The organism is Burkholderia sp. Ac-20384 (assembly GCF_017104605.1).
Lineage (GTDB): Bacteria > Pseudomonadota > Gammaproteobacteria > Burkholderiales > Burkholderiaceae > Burkholderia > Burkholderia lata.
In genome coordinates this window covers 1-2,539 of sequence record NZ_JAAGPE010000572.1, presented here as the reverse complement: position 1 = coordinate 2,539, position 2,539 = coordinate 1, and the positions used below count along the sequence as shown (strand labels likewise).

The window sequence follows — 2,539 nt, the reverse complement described above, 5'->3', positions numbered from 1 at the left end:
TGGCGTTCGGCACGACCTGCAGCCCCGCGCCGACTTCGCGGAACGCCCGGCTCTGCTCGAGGACGGTGACCCGATGGCCGGCGCGGCGCAGCGCGAGCGCGGCGGCCAGGCCGCCGATCCCGGCGCCGACGACGATCGTGTCGAGTGACAGGGAAGGTGTCATGGGCGGGTTCGCTGTGGGTCCGGAAGGGATCGGCATGGCGTCATAGTCCCGGCAGCACGTCGCGGGCGAACACCTCCAGGTTGTTGCTCATCAGCTCGTACGGCTGCGCGCCATAGTCGATGTGCCACAGGATCGCGTCGAGCCCGAGATCGGCTTCCAGTGCGCGAATGCGCTGGCGCACGGTGTCGGGCGTGCCGAGCACGGCGGTCGCGTCGAGGTCGGCCGTGTCCATGCCGCCCATCTTGTTCTTCATCGCCTCGTTGTAGCCCTGGTAGGCCGACGACTGCACCTGCTCCCACGACTTCGCGGCTTCCGCGAAATAGCGCCAGTGATGGCGCAGGCGCGGCTCCGCGAGCGCCAGCGCGTGCGAGTCCGACGTGCCGATCATCAGCGGGATGCTGATCGCGACCTGCGGCCGGCGGCCCGTATGGCCGTGATGGCGCTCGAACGTCTCGCGATAGAGCGCCACCATGTCCTGCGTCTTCGCGAGCGCGTCCTTGCGCGGCGGCGCGGCCATCAGCAGGTTGAAGCCGCGTTCGCCGATCCACTCGAAGCTCGACGGCGTGAGCAGCGCCGCGACCCAGACCGGCGGACGCGGCTGCTGCGTCGGGCGCGGCAGCGATTGCGCGTCGCGGTAGCGGAAGAACGGCGTGTCCTCGCTGACCGATTCTTCGGTCAGCAGCCGCACCGTCGCGTCGATCGTCTGCTGGAAGCGTGCCTTGCTCGAATCGAGATCGATGCCGAACGCATCGAATTCGTACGGCAGGAACGCGCGCGCGAAGCCCAGTTCGAGCCGCCCGTTCGAGATCGCGTCGAGCTGTGCGGCCTCGGCCGCGAGCTGGATCGGATGATGGAACGACGCCTGGATGCCGCCCGTCATCAGGCGGATCGACTTCGTCTGCGCGGCGGCAGCGGCGAGGAACATCAGCGGCGACGGGCTGTAGCCGCCGTACGGCTTCAGGTAGTGCTCGGTCATCTTCACGTACGCGTAGCCGAGCTTGTCGCCCAGTGCGCTGAGCTTCAGCGCGTTCGCGTAGTAATCAGCAGCCGGGCGGTCGGCCGGGCCGGTATCGGGCAGAAAGGACACGCCGAACTTCATAGACACCTCACAGGTTGATGTGCTGCCGTTGTCTGCAAAGGGGAACCGATGCCGCGTCGAATGCGTCCCCCGGTCGGGAAACAAAGTCGCTCGCAATGTACTTGCAAGGATGATCCAATCATAGGATGATTGGGTCTATGCAAGTCTTACACGATGCAAGATTTGCTGCAAGCGTTGCTCGGTTGTTGCTCCAGTTCCGCCCGCAAGCGGGCACCCCGGGGGCAGGCTGAAGTCGCACGGGCCGGCCTCTCCATTTCTGGCGAGGAATCAAGGATGAACGCTCTTCTATCGGTTTCTGGCAAGGCGCTCAGGATGCGGCGGGTGGTGCGTGCCGCGTCGGGCAAGTGTCTGATGGTGCCGCTCGACCATTCGCTCGCGGACGGGCCCATCGCCCATCCGCAGCAGTTGCGGCAACTGGTTGGCGACATCGCCGCGCACGGCGGCGATGCGATCGTCGTGCATCGCGGCCGCGCACGCTTCCTGTCCCCCGACGTGCTGAGCGATCTCGCGCTCGTCGTGCACCTGAACGGCTGCACGCGCTATGCGGAGGACGTGAACGCGAAGACGCTGTTCGCGAGCGTCGAGGATGCAATGGCATGCGGCGCGGACGCGGTCAGCGTGCACGTGAATCTCGGTTCGAAGACGGAAACCCAGCAACTGCTCGACCTGAGCCGCATCGCAGCCGAGTGTGCGCGCTGGTCGGTGCCGCTGCTCGCGATGATCTATCCGCGCGGCCCGGGCGTCGGCGATCGTCCGCAGACCGAACTGATCGCCCACGCGGCGAACGTCGCGGCGGATCTCGGCGCCGACATCGTCAAGCTGCCGTACAGCGGCGATGCCGCGAGCATGGCCGACATCATCGCCGGCTCGTCGCTGCCGGTGCTGGTCGCGGGCGGCGCGAAGCTGCCGGAAGACGAGTTCGTCGCGTTCACGTCGCGCGTGATGAATGCAGGTGCGCTCGGCATTGCAGCCGGCCGCAACGTGTTCGCCGCGCCGAAGGCCGCGCCGCTGATCCGCCGCCTGTCCGATGCCGTGCACGGCGTCGAGCGGCGTGCCGCGCACCTGGCCGCCTGAGCCGGTGCGCCGGGCCGTCGTGCCCGGCTTTTTCGACCATCGAGGGTTTCCATGCATCGCTATCCGTGGATCGACCTGCGCGCGCTTGGCGGGCAGGCAGGCGCCGTCGCGGCCGACGCAGTGAGGGCCGGCGCGTGTCGCGTCGTGGTGGCCGAGGCCGGGCGCGACATGTGCGCGCCCGGCGCGGCCGCGCAACTGGCCGT

3 protein-coding genes are annotated in these 2,539 nt (G+C 68.1%); 1 reads left to right on the top strand and 2 read right to left on the bottom strand.

What is annotated here, in order from left to right; all coding sequences use genetic code 11:
• Positions 1-163: FAD-dependent oxidoreductase (locus G3O00_RS41835; protein ID WP_206146507.1), on the bottom strand; the 163-nt coding region annotated here is incomplete at its 3' end.
• Positions 164-203: 40 nt separating this feature from the next.
• Entirely contained in the window at positions 204-1,250 is a 1,047-nt protein-coding gene (locus G3O00_RS41830; protein ID WP_346779032.1) for an LLM class flavin-dependent oxidoreductase, read from the bottom strand.
• Between the two features lie 285 nt (positions 1,251-1,535).
• Between G3O00_RS41830 and G3O00_RS41825 the strand changes: the two genes are divergently transcribed.
• On the top strand, positions 1,536-2,336 hold the full coding sequence (locus G3O00_RS41825) for a 2-amino-3,7-dideoxy-D-threo-hept-6-ulosonate synthase (protein WP_206146505.1): 801 nt from the start codon (positions 1,536-1,538) through the stop codon (positions 2,334-2,336).
• Positions 2,337-2,539 lie beyond the last annotated feature (203 nt).

What these genes read in the sequence shown, in the direction of transcription:
- G3O00_RS41825 (WP_206146505.1), top strand. Translation starts at nt 1,536, where the DNA reads ATGAACGCTCTTCTATCGGTTTCTGGCAAGGCGCTCAGGATGCGGCGG.